This window comes from Paenibacillus sp. S25 (genome assembly GCF_019454085.1).
GTDB classification, from domain to species: Bacteria; Bacillota; Bacilli; order Paenibacillales; family Paenibacillaceae; genus Paenibacillus; species Paenibacillus polymyxa_B.
Map to the genome: position 1 here is coordinate 2,214,658 of NZ_CP073683.1, position 16,212 is coordinate 2,230,869.

The following is a 16,212-nucleotide window of genomic DNA, read 5'->3' on the forward strand; positions in this document are numbered from 1 at the left end:
TTGAAAGGGGGAGCAGTGATCCATGAGTATGGATTTTATTGAAGCAATGAACGAGTTGGAAAGAGAAAAGGGGATCAGCAAGGATGTGCTGTTTGAGGCCATTGAAGCAGCCTTGATTTCCAGTTACAAACGGAATTTCAACACCGCACAAAACGTGCGTGTTGATATGAACCGCAACTCGGGAGTCATTAAGGTATATGCCCGCAAGCTGATCGTTGAGGAGGTATTGGATCCTCGCACCGAGATTTCGTTGCCTGCGGCCCGTGAGATTAACCCGCATTTTCAGTTGGAAGATATCGCTGAAATTGAAGTCACACCACGTGATTTTGGACGGATTGCTGCACAAACTGCGAAGCAGGTCGTGACCCAGCGTATCCGCGAAGCGGAACGGGGACTGATCTACAACAAGTTTGTGGACAAGGAAGAAGATATTGTAACAGGAACTGTACAGCGCCAAGACCCACGTAATATTTATATTGATCTTGGTAAGGTGGAAGCGGTTCTTCCGTTGGGTGAACTGATGCCTAATGAGAAATTTAGCCATCTGGATCGGATTAAGGCTTATATTACCAAGGTAGAGAACACAACCAAAGGACCGCAAATTATGTTGTCCCGATCACATCCGGGTCTGCTTAAGCGTTTGTTCGAACTCGAAGTGCCTGAAATTTTTGATGGTGTTGTAGAGATTCGTTCTGTAGCGCGTGAAGCAGGCTTCCGTTCTAAAATCGCGGTTCATTCCCGTAACGCCGAGGTTGATCCGGTCGGTTCTTGTGTGGGTCCGAGAGGAACACGTGTACAGACCATTGTGAACGAGCTGCGTGGCGAAAAAATCGACATTGTACGCTATTCCGATAATGTTGATGAATACGTGGCTAATGCGCTGAGTCCGTCCAAGGTGCTTGAAGTGCAGGTATTTGAAGAAGAAAAAATGGCGCGTGTTATTGTGCCTGATTATCAGCTTTCTCTTGCTATTGGTATCAAAGGGCAAAATGCTCGCCTAGCTGCTAAGCTTACGGGTTGGAAAATTGATATTAAGAGTGAAACACAGGCGGAGGAAGAACTCGGGAGACCGAGAACATCCACCGATGAAATGCATCAGGATTCCGTTTCTGTAGATTAAGCGGAGTGTAGGGGGGTTAATGCATGAAACAGAGAAAGATACCTTTGCGCAAATGTGTGGCCTGTCATGAAATGATGCCAAAGAAGCAGTTGATCCGTGTCGTCAAAACCCCTGAAGACGAAGTGTTGATTGACTTGACTGGCAAAAAGTCGGGACGCGGCGCTTACTTGTGCGGCAAAGCCGCCTGCTTCAAGCTGGCTCAAAAGAGCAAGGCACTGGATCGAGCATTGAAGCACTCGGTTCATCCTGAAATTTATGAGCAGCTAAGTCGTGATTTTGCTGCCGTCGAGGAAGAATTCCTGGCGGCACAAGGCAGCGTGCAGGATGAATAAGGCGCTGTCTGGATTGGGTCTTGCCATGAGAGCTGGCAAGCTGCTAACAGGTGATGAGATCGTTTATAAAGCGATCAGGTCTTCAGAAGCCAAGCTGGTCATTCTTGCGAAAGATGCTTCAATGAATACTCAAAAGAAATTCCGCGACAAATGCGGGACGTACAAAATCCCCTTATTGATAGGATTTGACCGGGAAAGCTTGGGAAGCAGTATCGGCAAACCTGAACGGGTTGTGCTGGCTGTGACGGATCAAGGATTCGCGAAATTGATCAAGAAACATGCGGGGATAATGTCGGAGGTGGAGTATATTGAGTAAACAAGAAAGCAAAGACAAAGTGCGGGTATACGAATACGCCAAATCGTTGAACATGAGCAGCAAAGAAATTATCACCATTCTTAAACGGCTGGATATTCCCGTGAACAACCATATGAGCGTCATGGAACATGATGCCGTAGGTAAAGTGGAAAGTTTTTTTAAGAATATTAAATCCAATGCTGCGGCCAAGCAAGGCGGAGCAGGTACGGCGCAAGTAAGCTCGAATCAGGCCGGTTCAAGCCAGAATAGTAATCATTCAACTGAGCAAACCAAAAATCAACAGGAAAAGCAGGTAAGTATGAATAGGACAAACAACAACCAAAACAGTAACCGAAGTAGCGCTCCAAAAGCGCAAAGCAGCCAGCAGGGCGGTCAAAACCGCAGCCAACAAAGTACTAGCAGACCAACCGGTCAGCAAAGTACACAGAACCGCAGTAACGGTCAACAACAGGGAGGACAACAGCGTCCCGGCGGTAACACAGGTTCGCGTCCTCAAGGCAACCAGAGCACTAACTCACGCCCTCAGGGAAGTAGTCAGGGTGGTACGGCAGTAAGAACGTCATCCTCCACAGGAAGCAACAATGCAAACCGTAGTGGTGGCAACCGTACAGGTAGTAACTCCAACAACGGTGGTAACCGTTCCGGTCAAGGACGTTTTGACGATAACCGTCAAGGCGGCGGACGTGGTGGTAACGGTGGTCGTGGAGGCAATAATCGCGGCGGCAGCAATCGTGGCGGGAAATTCAACAATCGTGGTAAAGGTCAACAACAGGAGCGTCGCGAGAAAATCGACAACACGCCTAAGAAAATTATTGTGCGTGGTGAGATGACTGTAGGCGAAACAGCCAAGCTTCTTCACAAGGATGCGTCAGAAGTCATCAAAAAGCTGATTGTGCTCGGAACAATGGCGACCATCAACCAGGAACTGGATATGGATACCATCCTCTTGCTTGCCGGAGACTTTGGTGTCGAGGTAGAAGTGAAAATTCCTGTCGAAGAAGATCGTTTTGAAACCGTGGAAGAAAATGATGATCCTGCAGATCTCAAAACACGTCCACCGGTTGTAACGATTATGGGTCACGTCGATCATGGTAAAACAACTTTGCTGGATGCCATTCGCTCGACTAATGTAACCGGTGGCGAAGCTGGCGGTATTACACAGCATATTGGTGCATACCAAGTTGAAATTAACAGCAAAAAAATCACTTTCCTGGATACACCGGGTCACGAAGCCTTTACTGCTATGCGTGCACGTGGTGCCCAAGTGACAGATATGACGATTATCGTGGTTGCAGCTGACGACGGTGTTATGCCACAGACGGTCGAAGCTATTAACCATGCGAAGGCGGCAGGTCTGCCAATTATCGTAGCTGTGAACAAGATCGACAAACCGGATGCCAACCCGGATAAAGTGAAGCAAGAACTCACTGAATATGAATTGGTACCTGAAGAGTGGGGCGGCGATACAATTTTCGTCAACGTTTCCGCGAAACAAAGAATGGGTCTGGAAGACCTGCTCGAGATGATTCTGCTCGTAGCTGAAGTGAATGAGTACAAAGCGAACCCGAACAAACGGGCACGTGGTACCATCATCGAGGCAGAACTGGATAAAGGTCGCGGTTCTGTAGCCCGTATCCTCGTTCAGAACGGTACACTGAAAGTCGGCGATGCTTTCGTAGCGGGTAACTGCTTCGGACGTGTGCGTGCCATGGTCAACGATAAAGGTCGTCGTCTTAAGGAAGCAGGTCCTTCCACTCCAGTTGAAATTACTGGTTTGACAGAAGTTCCACTTGCTGGCGATCCATTCATGGTGTTTGAGGATGAGCGCAAAGCTCGTGCTATTGCTGATAGACGTGCGATCACGCAACGCCAATCTGATCTGGGCAGTAATACCCGTGTAACACTGGATGACCTGTTCCAACACATCAAGGATGGCGAAATGAAGGATCTGAACGTCATTATTAAAGGTGACGTACAAGGTTCCGTCGAAGCGTTGAAAGGTTCCTTGAACAAGATTGAAGTTGAAGGTGTGCGCGTTAAAATTCTTCACAGTGGTGCAGGAGCAATCACTGAATCCGATATTATTTTGGCAGCAGCTTCCAATGCTATTGTCATTGGCTTTAATGTTCGTCCGGATAACCAGGCGAAATCTACAGCGGAAGCTGAAAAAGTGGATATTCGTCTACACCGTGTCATTTACAATGTCATTGAAGAAATAGAGCAAGCCATGAAGGGCATGCTGGATCCTGAATATAAAGAAAATGTGATTGGGCATGCTGAAGTACGTAACGTATTCAAAGTTACTAAAGTCGGTACGATCGCTGGTTGTATGGTGACATCCGGTAAAATTACCCGTTCAGCAGAAGCACGCCTGATTCGTGATGGCATCGTCATTTTTGAAGGTAAAATCGACTCACTGAAACGCTTTAAGGACGACGCAAAAGAAGTTGCCCAAGGTTACGAATGCGGTATTACCCTTGATGGCTATAATGATGTTAAGGAACTCGACATTATTGAAGCGTTCGTCATGGAAACAGTGGAGCGCTAACGGCAGAGAGGTGAGCATCCATGGCTAAAATACGTACAGGTCGGGTTGGCGAGCAGATCAAGAAGGAGCTAAGCCAACTCATACAAACTGAATTAAAAGACCCCCGCATCGGTTTTATCACGGTAACGGGTGTCGATCTTACAAATGATTTGTCCCAAGCGAAAATATACTTGAGCGTGCTCGGGGATGAAGAACAAAAAAATTCTTCCCTGAAGGCATTGGACAAAGCGAACGGTTATCTTCGTTCTGAACTCGGCAAACGGATACGGCTGCGCCATATTCCTGAGTTGATTTTCAAAATTGACGAATCTATTGCTTACGGCAGTCGAATTGAAAAACTGCTGAGTGATATCGACAAGGATGAAAAATAAAACTTTTAGTTTGTCTGAAGGAACCATGAACTGAATGTAAAGGAGAAGGCAATGCATACCTATGAACAGGCGCTTCAACAAGCGAAGGAATTTATTCTGGAGCATGATGATTACCTGATCGTATCGCATGTACAGCCGGACGGAGACGCAGTCAGCTCCACCGTAACGGTGGGCTGGCTTCTCTCATGTCTGGGGAAGAAATTTACCATGCTAAATGAGGGACCTATTCCCAAGCGTATGGATTTTTTATGGCATGCCGATGAGATTATGGATATGAGCCAGCAACCGCCAGAACGGAAATACAACCGGATCATTTGTGTAGATTGTGCGGATTACCGTCGTGTTGGTTTGACAGAGCAGTTTTTTACGGAAGATGCCATTATCCTGAATATTGATCATCATCCAACGAATGATGCGTATGGTACAGTTAATGTGATTAAGTCGGATGCTGCGGCAACAGCAGAAATTCTTTTCGACCTACTGAAAGAGTTTGCAGTAACCTGGGATGTCGAAATAGCTACGGCTTTGTATACAGGGTTGTTAACGGATACAGGAGGTTTCCGTTACTCCAACACTTCACCGAAAGTGATGTCTACTGTGTCACAGCTACTTGCTTACGGTGTAGATGGTCCATCTTTATCCGAGAAATTGCTCGAGGAAATGACTTTTCCACAAATGAAGGTGCTGACAAAAGCATTGCAAACGCTCACGATGTCGGAGGATGGAAAAGTTGCTTGGGTCGTAGTATCACCTGACGACATGACGGAATGTGGTGCTGTAAATGAGGACTTGGAAGGCATTGTGAATTATCCAAGAAATATTCGTGGAGTTGAGGTAGGTATTTTCTTTAAGGTTATTAATGATCAAGCGGTCAAGGCCAGCTTGAGATCGGCAGGGAATGTTGATGTAGCTGCGCTGGCTCAATCATTTGGGGGCGGTGGACATGTACGTGCGGCTGGCTGCCGGCTAGAGGGTAAGCTGGGAGATATCATTGAGACAGTTGTAGGGCGGGTGAAGTCTGAGCTATGAATTCGATAAAGAAAGAACAGGCAACTTGGGAAGGCGTTCTACCTGTCTATAAACCTGCTGGATTTACCTCTCATGATGTGGTGGCCAAGGCTCGCCGTTTATTAGGTATGAAGCGAATCGGACACACTGGAACGCTTGATCCGCAAGTAACTGGTGTTTTGCCTTTGTGTCTGGGACGTGCCACCCGTGTGGTGGAATACATGCAAGAGCGGCCCAAAGAATATCGGGCTACACTGCGATTAGGAATTGCCACGGATACCGAAGACCTGACTGGGAAAATCACGGAAGAGAGTGAACGTCAAGTAGAGGTGACGGAAGTGGAAGTCAAAGCGGTTTTGAAGCGTTTTGTTGGTACGATTTCCCAAGTACCTCCAATGTACTCCGCGCTAAAAGTGGATGGAAAACGTCTATATGAACTGGCTCGAGAAGGCAAAACCGTGGAACGCAAAAGTCGTGAAGTGAGCATTTACGAGTTGGAAATGACGGGATTCGCGGAGACGGGGGTGTATGTGGATATTTCTTTTCGTGCCTTATGCTCCAAAGGTACTTATATTCGTACACTATGTGTTGATATTGGCCGTGAATTAGGATATCCTTCAACGATGGTTAAGCTGGAGCGAACCATGTCTGCGGGAATTCCTGCGGAACGTTGTCTGACTTTCGAAGAGATAGAGCGTTTCGTAGCGGATGGTAGTCTTGGAGAGCGACTTATTACAACTGATCAGGCGATTGACTATATGCCTGAGCATATAGTGGCTGAAGCCAAGGTAACTGCGGCTCTGCAAGGCCAACGCCTGTCGCTGAATATGATTTCACCACCTGTGACGGACAACCAGCCCTTCCGTTTGTATAAAGAGGATAAAACGTTTTTAGGCATATATGGTCGGGATGAATCAGACGCGATCGCTCCCATTAAAGTTTTTTTACCTTGAATTGTGCTATAATTTTGACGAAGTTAGTCAAATGATGTGAAATGCAGGTGAATTAATAATGATTACCGTATCGTTATCTTATCCATTGAGTGATGAGCTTTTGCAGCAATGGGGACATCCACAGGTCACGGCGATCGGTCAGTTTGATGGTCTTCATCTGGGACACGCAAGCGTGATACGTAAGGCCGTTGCGCTGGCTCGTGAACAGCAAGTGCCGGTATCTGTCATGACATTTCATCCTCACCCAAAGGAAGTCATGAAAAAAGGCGATTATGAAGGTTATTTAACACCGCTGGCGGACAAGCAGACTATTCTGGCTGATATGGGTGTGGACGTACTTTATATTTTGAGTTTTAACGAAGAATTTTCCAAGGTCAGCCCTGAGTCGTTTATGAGCGACGTGCTGCTTCCATTGCAAATTCGAACAGCGGTAGTAGGCTTTGATTTTCGGTTTGGCCACCGGGGAGCCGGGCATGAGGATACCCTTCGGAAGCTGGGAGGAGAGCTGATGTCTGTACACACCGTATCACCGTTCGAACTGGATGGGGACAAGGTGAGCAGTTCTGGCATTCGCCGTGCTTTACAGAACGGGGATCTAGCACATGCCTCTCGCTGGTTGGGACGTCCTTATCGTATCCAAGGTACTGTAATGGATGGAGAGAAGCGCGGACGTACGATCGGTTTTCCGACCGCTAATCTCAAACTGGATGATACCTACGTTATTCCGATCAAGGGTGTATACGCTGTACGGGCGTTTGTAGGCGATCGTTGGATAAATGGTGTAATGAATGTAGGGGTTAAGCCTACTTTTCATGAAGGTGTGCTGAATCCGTCGTTTGAAGTACACCTATTTGATTTTAATCAGCAAATTTATGGGGATTCTGTGCTTGTGGAGCTTCACCATTACATCCGCCCTGAACGCAAATTTTCTTCGGTGGATGAGCTGATCAGCCAAATTGGCAATGACGCACAAACGGCTAAAAAGCTGTTAGGCTAATTTATTTACATAAGACAGGCGCTGTGTTATACTGACTTATGTTGTGTAAACAACGATGAACCTTAGCTTGGTTGTCCGCTTTCACCGGCGGCTACGAGGCTAATGGCGATTATAATGAAGGAGGTGAACAGGATGGCATTGACTCAAGAGCGTAAACAGCAATTGATCGAGGAGTACAAAACTCATGAATCCGATACAGGATCACCAGAGGTACAAATCGCTATCCTTACTGAAAACATCGTCAACTTGCAAAGTCACTTTCGTTCGCACAAGAAAGACCATCACTCCCGCCGCGGGTTGTTGAAAATGGTCGGTCAGCGTCGTAAACTTTTGGCTTACCTGAAGAAGACTGATGTTAAACGTTACAGTGCGTTGATCGAGCGTCTCGGACTGCGTCGTTAATTTTCAGACATGTAATGAGAAAAGAAGCCTGGTTGTTCACCGCTTGTCCCTGCTAAGGCGACGGCGGACAGCAGCCGGGTTCTTTTTTGAAATGAGGAATCTTTTTTTGAATTACATATCCTGATTTATCTGCTAGCTTCTTATGAATAAGCCCTGCGCAGGAAATACTGGATATGTATAGAACTTTTACAATGAAATGAAATGGAGGGATACCATGGAGCAACGCGTAGAAATGCAGCTCGGCGGAAGAAAGCTGGTGCTGGAAACAGGACGTCTTGCGAAACAAGCCAATGCGGCAGTTAAAGTGAGCTACGGAGAAACAGTTGTGCTTTGTACCGTGACCGCTTCCCGTGAACCGAAAGATTTGGACTTTTTTCCCCTGACCGTAAACTATGAGGAAAGATTGTATGCTGTAGGGAAAATTCCTGGCGGATTTATTAAACGTGAAGGACGTCCGAGTCAAAAAGCGATTTTGTCGAGCCGTTTGACAGACCGTCCAATTCGTCCATTGTTCCCGGAAGGTTTTCGGAATGATGTACAGGTGTTGAACCTGGTTATGAGTGTCGATCAGGATTGCGAACCTGAAATTGCAGCAATGATCGGAACCTCGGCAGCACTTAGCATTTCGGATGTACCTTTTAATGGGCCAATCGGTGGAGTCGCTGTAGGACGTGTAGACGGGCAATTTGTGATTAACCCGGATATTGCACAGCAGAATGTAAGCGATCTGTACCTGGTTGTAGCCGGAACGAAAGATGCCATCATGATGGTAGAAGCCGAAGGCAATGAGATTCCAGAGGAAGTTATGCTGGAAGCTATTATGTTCGGTCATGATGAGATTAAGAACATTGTGGCAGTCATTGAACAATTGGTGCAAGTAGCAGGTAAAGAGAAAATGCAGGTTAAACTGCATGCTGTTGATGAAAAAGTGAACAGTGAAGTACGTGCTTATGCAGCTCAACGTTTAATGGAAGCTGTTAAAATTGCAGAAAAACATGCACGTCAAGAGGCGATTGATGCAGTCAACGAAGAGACAGTTGCCCATTTTGAAGCACAATACATAGAGACACCTGAGCTTTTGAGCGACGTGAGCGAAGTTCTCTATGATATCGTCAAGGAAGAAGTACGTCGTTTGATCACGCATGATAAAGTGCGTCCTGATGGTCGTAAGCTTGACGAAATTCGTCCGATTGAAAGCGACACTAGTATTTTGCCGCGTACTCATGGTTCGGGCTTATTTACACGCGGTCAAACGCAAGCGCTTAGCATTTGTACACTTGGTGCATTGGGTGATGTACAAATTTTGGACGGTATTGATCTGGAAGAAACAAAACGCTTTATGCATCATTACAATTTCCCGCCATTCAGCGTAGGTGAGGCTCGTCCTTTGCGTGCGCCAGGCCGTCGTGAAATCGGACATGGTGCTCTTGGTGAACGTGCACTTTCCAAAGTAATTCCTTCCGAAACTGAATTTCCATACACCATCCGTTTGGTTTCCGAGGTACTGGAATCAAATGGTTCGACTTCACAAGCTAGTATTTGTGCAAGTACACTGGCTATGATGGATGCAGGTGTACCGATTAAAGCTCCGGTTGCAGGTGTAGCGATGGGATTGATCAAGGATGGAGACCATGTTTCCGTATTGACTGATATCCAAGGGATGGAAGACCACCTGGGCGATATGGACTTTAAAGTTGCTGGTACCGCGGAAGGCGTAACTGCCATTCAAATGGATATTAAAATTAACGGTATTGACCGCCAGATTTTACAGGATGCGCTCAAGCAAGCTAAAGAAGGACGCTTGTTCATTCTTAGCAAAATGATGGAAGCGATCCAGAAGCCACGTGAGCAGTTGTCTCAGTATGCTCCAAAAATTATGACGATGCACATTAACCCGGACAAAATCCGTGATGTTATTGGAGCTGGTGGTAAAATCATCAACAAAATCATCGAAGAAACCGGCGTAAAAATCGATATTGAACAAGATGGTCGTGTGTTCATCGCTTCCACAAATCAAGAGATGAATGAAAAGGCACGTTCCATTATTGAGGGTATCGTAAAGGAAGTCGTGGTCGGTGAGATTTACATCGGTACAGTAAAACGGATTGAGAAATTCGGTGCATTTGTTGAAATTTTACCGGGCAAAGATGGTCTGGTTCATATTTCTCAACTGTCTACTGAACGTGTAGCCAAAGTTGAAGATGTAATTGCTATTGGGGATACAATTACGGTGAAAGTAACCGAAATTGATCAACAAGGTCGTGTCAATCTGTCCCGTAAGGCTGTTCTGACTGCAGAAGCACCTGCAAAATCCTAGGTACCTGCATGTTGCAGACTAGAAAGGCAGGAGTAGCTTTTCGTATTAACAGTACAAGGGATTTGAATAGCATTGTTTAAGCTTTTGGAAAGAGGCAGAGCTACGTTTCTGGCTCTTTTTTCATACATATGCACAAGCTGCGCCAAAGTAGGCTTCTAGAGGCTACTGCGTCATAGTTCTTGTCCTCCCCGCATACAATGTGGACAAACGGTCGGGAGGATGAAGGAATCATGAGTAGGGCAAAAAGAGCAGTGTGGGTGGTAGCCAGTTTAGCCATCACACTGGTAATCGGACAGTTTAGCGGGGTTCGTGACTTCGCTAATCAATTACGCAATGGAGACGCTACAGGAGTTGGGGAGCCTAAAGCTGAAACAACGATGGCGATGGCGGCTTTACCCGATAATGCGCTTATGCAGCGACTAAGAACAGAAGCAGCCCGTCAGCGGCGGGAACCAGTTGATGCCAAGATCGACAGGGTATGGAAGGCTATTCCAGGCTATAACGGACTGGAGGTGGATTTGGATGCTACCTATCGCAAAGCGATTGCATCTCCGGATCGACCCATTCAATATGTATATCGGCAATTGGCACCTAAAATACATTTAAATCAGCTTGGTAATGTTCCAATTTACAGGGGTAATCCCGAAAAGCCAATGGTATCCTTCATGATCAATGTAGCATGGGGGAATGAATTTATCCTGCCGATACTGAACACGCTGGATCAGGAAAAGGTCAAGGCCACATTTTTTCTTGATGGAAGTTGGCTGAAAAAAAATCCTGAACTCGCCAAGGAGATTCAAAAAAGAGGACATGAGCTTTCGAATCATGCTTACTCTCATCCGAATATGAGCCGTCTGAGTCGGGCCAGAGCTATACAAGAAATTGAAAAGACACAAGAGCTTCTTCAAGAAACTTTGAGCGTCAAAAATAACTGGTTTGCCCCTCCATCGGGCGATTTTAATCAGCAGACGGTGGATATAGCAGCAGAACGTGGGCTCAAAACAGTGTTGTGGACATTGGACACTGTAGATTGGAAACATCCGTCACCAGAATCGGTGATTAACAAAATCGCTAGTAAGGTTGAATCAGGCACACTGATATTGATGCACCCAACAGATTCCTCAGCGGCTGCTCTCAAAGGCATGATCCATGCCATTCGTAGTAAGGGACTTGTGCTCGGAACTGTCAGTCAGACACTTTCCCCTGATCGACAGCTACCTGCTCCGGTTGAGTGAACGTCTTTTTTCTGTTAGGATTGAACATTATGGCTAAGTATGCAATTCAGTTTAGGAGGGCCAATCGTGGAAAGAATTCAACTCAAAAACGGCCTAAGAGTGGTCATTGAAAAAATTCCAACCGTGCGTTCTGTTTCTTTCGGTATCTGGGTTAAAACCGGCTCCCGGAATGAAACGCCGGACAATAGCGGTATTTCTCATTTTATCGAACACATGCTTTTCAAAGGAACAGAGCGTTTTAACGCTAAGGAAATCGCGGAGCAATTCGATGCCATCGGAGGCAATGTTAATGCTTTCACTTCGAAGGAATATACATGCTATTATGCCAAGGTGTTGGATGAGCATCTACCGATTGCAGTTGATGTGCTGTCTGATATGTTTTTTAATTCCAAACTAGATCAGGAAGAATTGGCAAAAGAGAAGAATGTGATTTTGGAGGAAATCTCCATGTACGAGGATACACCGGATGATATGGTGCATGATCTTGTATCTCGCGCGGCCTATGGTGAACATCCACTGGCTTATCCGATTCTCGGAACCGAAGATCACCTGCTTGCTATGAATAGCTCACATCTCAGCCATTATATGAGGGAGCATTATACAATTGACAATACAGTTATCAGTGTGGCTGGTAATGTTGATGATCGCTTGGTAGAATTGTTGGAACGACATTTTGGACATTTTGATAATCATGGAACCGTTTCGCCGCTGACAGTACCTGCGTTTAACGGTGAGCTGTTGTATCATGAGAAAGCAACGGAGCAAAATCATATTTGTTTATCCCTGCCTGGATTTGCAACGGGTGACGAACTCCAGTATGCTATGGTTTTGCTGAATAACGCGATCGGCGGCGGCATGAGTTCACGTTTGTTTCAAGAAATTCGGGAAAAGCGTGGACTGGCTTATTCGGTCTATTCCTATCATAGCTCCCATGCGGACAGTGGTATGTTCACGATCTATGCAGGTACGGCTCCTAAGCAAACAAAGGACGTACTGGATTTGACGCTGGAGCTTTTAAGAGATGTGGCTGTCAACGGTTTGGACGCTAATGAGCTTCGTAAAGGTAAGGAACAATTAAAAGGAAGTTTGATTTTAAGCCTTGAAAGTACAGGTAGCCGGATGAATCGGCTTGGAAAAAATGAATTGATGCTTGGTCAGCATTATACGTTGGATCAAATGATCGAACATATCGAACAAGTGACGGCAAATGATGTGAACAAAGTGCTGGATCGTATGTTCTCGGAGCCGTTTGCCCTGTCGATGGTGGGAGCGAGTGATTCAGCGGTAAAGGATATGAGGAGGGACTATTTTGTTAACTTACGTGGAAATTAACAGACTCGCGGGCAATGAAGATATTGAGCTGCCCCACAAAATGTCAGAGCTTGCATCAGGGTTTGACTTGTATGCAGCAGTACAGGAAAATTTGGTACTGGAACCCGGCAAACGTTGCCTTGTTCCAACTGGATTTGCAATAGCTATGCCAGCGGGATTTGAGGCACAAATCCGTCCGCGAAGTGGACTGGCTCTTAAACATGGTATTACTTGTCTCAATACACCGGGAACGATTGATGCGGATTATCGTGGGGAGATTAAGGTACTTCTTATTAATTTGGGCGAGGAATCGTTCACGATTACGCGCAATGAGCGAATTGCACAAATGGTATTTCAGGTTATACCTGAGGTAGAGCTGAAACAAGTAGACCAATTATCTGAAACAGTGCGTGGTGCTGGAGGCTTTGGCCATACAGGACGCTGAGGCTATGGTTAGTTTGCGATGTACGAATGTCTATTTTGTAAAATCTTCAAATTTACTTGCTTAAGAGTAAGCATGCAAATAAAGGTCGCCTCATAAAGGGGCGGCTTTTTTTTGTGTTTTTTCACCCCTCTCCGGGCACTCGCATAGACTAAAAGCATATCGTGTCTCGGAAAGGAGTGATCCGGATGCTAACAGGAATACGCGTCGTTGTTTTGGGTGGCGATGCGAGGCAGCTTGAGGTAATCCGCAAATGTGTGGACATGGATGCTACCGTCAGTGTGGTCGGTTTTGACAAGCTTGAAGTACCACTCAAAGGAGTGACACTAGAACCAATGTCTGTCAAGCTGCTGGAATCGTCAGACGCACTGATTTTGCCGGTGGTGGGATGCGATGAGGAAGGCAACGTAAATGCACTTTTTGGAGCACAGAAGCTCCAGTTTCTGAATGAGCATGCTGCTGCTCTTCCACCGCATTGTGTTGTATATACAGGGATGGCGCGGGCGTACTTAAAAGAAATTTGTACCAGACATGAGTTGAAGCTGGTAGAGCTGCTGGAGAGAGATGATGTGGCCATATACAACTCTATACCTACGGCCGAAGGCGCACTGATGATGGCCATTCAGCATACCGATTTTACGATTCACGGTGCAGATTGTATGGTTCTAGGCATGGGACGGACTGGATTTACCATGGCAAGGGCACTACAGGGGTTGGGAGCCAGAGTGAAGGTTGGAGTACGGCGGGTAGAGGATGCAGCGAGAGCCGTGGAAATGGGTTGGAAGCCTTTTATGACAAGGGATTTAGCGCATGAGACAAAGGGAGTTGACTTGATTTTTAATACAATACCCTCTATGATTATCACAGCGCAAATCCTGTCTAAATTGCCATTGAGCACCGTGATTATAGATCTTGCTTCCGCCCCGGGCGGATGTGATTTCCGTTATGCGGAAAAGCGTGGAATCAAGGCTATGCTTGCCCCTGGTCTTCCCGGTATTGTTGCTCCCAAAACTGCTGGTGCCATTATAGCGAATACGCTGGTGCAGTTGTTAATGGAAGATAATCCTGATCGGGGGGATGCACAATGAGTTGGCAAGGGAAAACAGTAGGTTATGCAATTACAGGCTCACATTGCACATTTGAAGAGGTAATGCCTGTTATACAGCGCTTTGTTGATGAGGGTGCGAAGGTCGTTCCTATTATATCCAATACAGTACTAACAACGGATACTCGCTTTGGTACTTCGCAAAGTTGGCAAAAACAGTTGAAAGATATAACAGGGAATGATATCATTTCTACAATTGTGGAGGCTGAGCCACTGGGTCCCTCCCAACTACTTGATGTGCTAGTGATTGCACCTTTGACGGGGAATTCGATGAGTAAGTTAGCGAATGCGATGACAGACAGTCCGGTTTTGATGGCTGCCAAGGCGCAATTGCGCAACGGTCGTCCACTTCTTTTAGCCATATCTACTAATGATGGACTGGGTCTAAATGCTGCCAATATCGCCAAATTACTCGTAGCCAAAAATATCTTTTTTGTGCCGTTCGGACAGGACAATCCAGTTAAAAAGCCGAACTCGCTTGTAGCTAACATGGAGTTGATTCCGGAGGCTGCTTATGAAGCATTGCAAGGCAAACAGCTTCAGCCGATGATTGTGGAACGCAAGACCCCATGAAGTACTATAGTTAACTGCTGAGCATCCCTCGCCTAGAAGAATGATTCGATATTGTATCGGGTCTAATTTCTTGTTGGCGGTGGATGCTTTCAGAATAAAAAATGGTTTTTTAGTCGAGAAGGGGAGATACACCAGATGAGCAATAGAAAGTTTAATGTAGCTGTCGTTGGAGCGACAGGCGCTGTAGGAGAACAGATCGTAAATCTGCTGGAAAAACGGGATTTTCCTGTGGACAAAATCAAATTTCTTTCTTCGCCTCGTTCTGCCGGCACGTTAATTAGCTTTAAAGGTCAGCAAATTCCAGTAGAGATTGCTACCCCCGACAGCTTTGAAGGAATCGACATTGCTTTGTTTAGTGCAGGTGGAGACGTAAGTAAGGAATTGGCGCCGCATGCTGTTCGTCATGGGGCAGTTTGCATTGACAACACCAATGCATTCCGAATGGATCCGACAGCTCCTCTTGTAGTGCCTGAGGTGAATAGCGACAAGATTGCCGAGCATCAAGGAATTATTGCGAACCCGAACTGCTCCACCATTCAGATGGTGGCTGCTTTGAAACCATTATATGATCAGTATGGCATTTCTCGTATCATAGTATCCACATACCAGGCCGTTTCCGGGGCTGGAAGCCGAGCTATTGATGAATTGAATCGTCAAAGCGCAGCGATTCTTAACGGTGATGAAGTTCAGCCTGATCTGTTGCCAGTAGGCTCGTTGCCAGTAAAGCATCAGATTGCTTTCAATGCTATCCCGCAAATCGATAAATTCCAGGACAATGGTTATACACTGGAAGAAATGAAAATGGTACGTGAAACGAAAAAAATACTGGGTGACGAATCTGTGGACGTAACAGCAACGTGTGTACGTATTCCTGTTGTATACGGTCACTCGGAATCTGTATATGTAGAACTTAAAAAAGATTATGATTTAGAAGAAATCCGCAATCTGCTGGCTTCGGCACCGGGAGTAACGCTAGTGGACGATCCTGCTGCTCAGCTTTATCCACTGGCATCCGAAGCTGCTGGAAAACCTGACGTATTTGTGGGGCGTGTACGCCGTGATTTGGGCAATAGCCGTGGATTGAATTTGTGGGTTGTATCCGATAATCTGCTCAAAGGAGCGGCATGGAACGCGGTGCAAATCGCGGAAATTATTGCTGCAAACGCGGAGTAACGTTCCGAT

At 46.2% G+C, this 16,212-nt stretch carries 16 protein-coding genes; all 16 read left to right on the forward strand.

Annotated features, from left to right (window positions below; translation table 11 throughout):
- Positions 1–22 precede the first annotated feature (22 nt).
- The 16 genes from nusA to KAI37_RS09860 all read left to right on the forward strand — a co-directional run bounded on the left by nusA (position 23) and on the right by KAI37_RS09860 (position 16,203).
- Positions 23–1,120 (forward strand): transcription termination factor NusA, encoded by a 1,098-nt coding sequence (gene nusA / locus KAI37_RS09785; protein WP_013309927.1) that lies wholly within the window; start codon positions 23–25, stop codon positions 1,118–1,120.
- Positions 1,121–1,143: 23 nt separating this feature from the next.
- Positions 1,144–1,452, forward strand: a complete 309-nt coding sequence (gene rnpM / locus KAI37_RS09790; protein ID WP_071640527.1) for an RNase P modulator RnpM — start codon at positions 1,144–1,146, stop codon at positions 1,450–1,452.
- On the forward strand, positions 1,445–1,768 hold the full coding sequence (locus KAI37_RS09795; protein ID WP_013309928.1) for a L7Ae/L30e/S12e/Gadd45 family ribosomal protein: 324 nt from the start codon (positions 1,445–1,447) through the stop codon (positions 1,766–1,768). The genes rnpM and KAI37_RS09795 overlap by 8 nt, the downstream gene beginning before the upstream one ends.
- Positions 1,761–4,316, forward strand: a complete 2,556-nt coding sequence (gene infB, locus KAI37_RS09800) for a translation initiation factor IF-2 (protein WP_220027655.1) — start codon at positions 1,761–1,763, stop codon at positions 4,314–4,316. The genes KAI37_RS09795 and infB overlap by 8 nt, the downstream gene beginning before the upstream one ends.
- A gap of 20 nt (positions 4,317–4,336) precedes the next feature.
- A complete protein-coding gene (gene rbfA / locus KAI37_RS09805; RefSeq protein ID WP_010346342.1) occupies positions 4,337–4,687 on the forward strand; it encodes a 30S ribosome-binding factor RbfA in 351 nt (116 codons plus the stop codon).
- Between the two features lie 51 nt (positions 4,688–4,738).
- The gene (locus tag KAI37_RS09810; protein ID WP_023988218.1) at positions 4,739–5,716 is read left to right on the forward strand and encodes a DHH family phosphoesterase; all 978 of its coding nucleotides are present in this window, start codon (positions 4,739–4,741) and stop codon (positions 5,714–5,716) included.
- Positions 5,713–6,648 carry a tRNA pseudouridine(55) synthase TruB gene (gene truB, locus KAI37_RS09815; RefSeq protein WP_071640530.1) on the forward strand — a complete coding sequence of 312 codons (936 nt, stop codon included), beginning with the start codon at positions 5,713–5,715 and terminating at the stop codon, positions 6,646–6,648. The genes KAI37_RS09810 and truB overlap by 4 nt, the downstream gene beginning before the upstream one ends.
- Positions 6,649–6,706: 58 nt before the next feature.
- Complete coding sequence (locus KAI37_RS09820; RefSeq protein ID WP_076292662.1) at positions 6,707–7,645, forward strand: bifunctional riboflavin kinase/FAD synthetase; 939 nt, start codon at positions 6,707–6,709, stop codon at positions 7,643–7,645.
- A 132-nt stretch (positions 7,646–7,777) separates the two neighbouring features.
- Positions 7,778–8,047, forward strand: a complete 270-nt coding sequence (rpsO, locus tag KAI37_RS09825; protein WP_007430074.1) for a 30S ribosomal protein S15 — start codon at positions 7,778–7,780, stop codon at positions 8,045–8,047.
- A gap of 214 nt (positions 8,048–8,261) precedes the next feature.
- Positions 8,262–10,364 (forward strand): polyribonucleotide nucleotidyltransferase, encoded by a 2,103-nt coding sequence (pnp, locus tag KAI37_RS09830; protein WP_025720905.1) that lies wholly within the window; start codon positions 8,262–8,264, stop codon positions 10,362–10,364.
- Positions 10,365–10,594: 230 nt separating this feature from the next.
- The gene (locus KAI37_RS09835; RefSeq protein ID WP_220031141.1) at positions 10,595–11,599 is read left to right on the forward strand and encodes a polysaccharide deacetylase family protein; all 1,005 of its coding nucleotides are present in this window, start codon (positions 10,595–10,597) and stop codon (positions 11,597–11,599) included.
- A 66-nt stretch (positions 11,600–11,665) separates the two neighbouring features.
- Positions 11,666–12,931: a M16 family metallopeptidase gene (locus tag KAI37_RS09840; RefSeq protein WP_071640532.1), complete on the forward strand. Its 1,266-nt coding sequence runs from the start codon at positions 11,666–11,668 to the stop codon at positions 12,929–12,931.
- The gene (gene dut, locus KAI37_RS09845; protein WP_220031142.1) at positions 12,909–13,355 is read left to right on the forward strand and encodes a dUTP diphosphatase; all 447 of its coding nucleotides are present in this window, start codon (positions 12,909–12,911) and stop codon (positions 13,353–13,355) included. Before KAI37_RS09840 ends, dut begins: the two co-directional genes overlap by 23 nt.
- A gap of 185 nt (positions 13,356–13,540) precedes the next feature.
- Positions 13,541–14,440, forward strand: coding sequence for a dipicolinate synthase subunit DpsA (gene dpsA / locus KAI37_RS09850; RefSeq protein WP_025720898.1), 900 nt, complete (start codon positions 13,541–13,543; stop codon positions 14,438–14,440).
- Positions 14,437–15,030 carry a dipicolinate synthase subunit B gene (locus tag KAI37_RS09855; RefSeq protein ID WP_025720896.1) on the forward strand — a complete coding sequence of 198 codons (594 nt, stop codon included), beginning with the start codon at positions 14,437–14,439 and terminating at the stop codon, positions 15,028–15,030. The genes dpsA and KAI37_RS09855 overlap by 4 nt, the downstream gene beginning before the upstream one ends.
- A gap of 135 nt (positions 15,031–15,165) precedes the next feature.
- Positions 15,166–16,203: an aspartate-semialdehyde dehydrogenase gene (locus KAI37_RS09860; protein ID WP_013309939.1), complete on the forward strand. Its 1,038-nt coding sequence runs from the start codon at positions 15,166–15,168 to the stop codon at positions 16,201–16,203.
- The last annotated feature ends 9 nt before the right edge of the window (positions 16,204–16,212 follow it).

Bases quoted from the DNA above. Each gene is read 5' to 3' on its own strand.
- KAI37_RS09860 (WP_013309939.1), top strand. From the start codon at position 15,166: ATGAGCAATAGAAAGTTTAATGTAGCTGTCGTTGGAGCGACAGGCGCT.
- KAI37_RS09855 (WP_025720896.1), top strand. From the start codon at position 14,437: ATGAGTTGGCAAGGGAAAACAGTAGGTTATGCAATTACAGGCTCACAT.
- truB (WP_071640530.1), top strand. From the start codon at position 5,713: ATGAATTCGATAAAGAAAGAACAGGCAACTTGGGAAGGCGTTCTACCT.
- KAI37_RS09810 (WP_023988218.1), top strand. From the start codon at position 4,739: ATGCATACCTATGAACAGGCGCTTCAACAAGCGAAGGAATTTATTCTG.
- nusA (WP_013309927.1), top strand. From the start codon at position 23: ATGAGTATGGATTTTATTGAAGCAATGAACGAGTTGGAAAGAGAAAAG.
- rbfA (WP_010346342.1), top strand. From the start codon at position 4,337: ATGGCTAAAATACGTACAGGTCGGGTTGGCGAGCAGATCAAGAAGGAG.
- pnp (WP_025720905.1), top strand. From the start codon at position 8,262: ATGGAGCAACGCGTAGAAATGCAGCTCGGCGGAAGAAAGCTGGTGCTG.
- KAI37_RS09795 (WP_013309928.1), top strand. From the start codon at position 1,445: ATGAATAAGGCGCTGTCTGGATTGGGTCTTGCCATGAGAGCTGGCAAG.
- dpsA (WP_025720898.1), top strand. From the start codon at position 13,541: ATGCTAACAGGAATACGCGTCGTTGTTTTGGGTGGCGATGCGAGGCAG.
- KAI37_RS09835 (WP_220031141.1), top strand. From the start codon at position 10,595: ATGAGTAGGGCAAAAAGAGCAGTGTGGGTGGTAGCCAGTTTAGCCATC.
- KAI37_RS09820 (WP_076292662.1), top strand. From the start codon at position 6,707: ATGATTACCGTATCGTTATCTTATCCATTGAGTGATGAGCTTTTGCAG.
- rpsO (WP_007430074.1), top strand. From the start codon at position 7,778: ATGGCATTGACTCAAGAGCGTAAACAGCAATTGATCGAGGAGTACAAA.
- rnpM (WP_071640527.1), top strand. From the start codon at position 1,144: ATGAAACAGAGAAAGATACCTTTGCGCAAATGTGTGGCCTGTCATGAA.